This window comes from Bacillus sp. EKM420B (assembly GCF_011065565.1).
In the GTDB taxonomy this organism is placed as follows: domain Bacteria; phylum Bacillota; class Bacilli; order Bacillales; family Bacillaceae; genus Bacillus; species Bacillus velezensis.
Genome location: NZ_JAAMNX010000035.1, coordinates 1 through 280, shown reverse-complemented (window position 1 = coordinate 280; position 280 = coordinate 1). Strand labels below are relative to the sequence as shown.

Here is a 280-nt window from a genome sequence, read left to right as displayed (position 1 = left end):
TCTGTTTTTCTTTGATAAGACGCTTGACGATCGCTGACAGCTCCGCCGCGCAGGCGTCATAACGGTCTTCAATCGGACCTTCGCCGTCAGCCGCACATACTGCGCCGCTTATGTCTTCAGCGTTCATTCCGCCATACAGCGTCACGTATCTGAAAGACTCTTCTTGTCCGCCGCCTTCATCCGGCGGTGATTCCTGCCACTTTGGCTGAAGCAAGAGCGGTTTTCCCTCCGTTTCCTCTTCCAGAAAACGGGCGGTGAGCCCCGTCAATCGGACGCATAC

Annotated in this window: 1 protein-coding gene; it reads right to left on the bottom strand. The window is 55.7% G+C overall.

What is annotated here, in order from left to right:
• Positions 1-280: hypothetical protein (locus G9F48_RS19405; RefSeq protein WP_165409985.1), on the bottom strand; the 280-nt coding region annotated here is incomplete at both ends.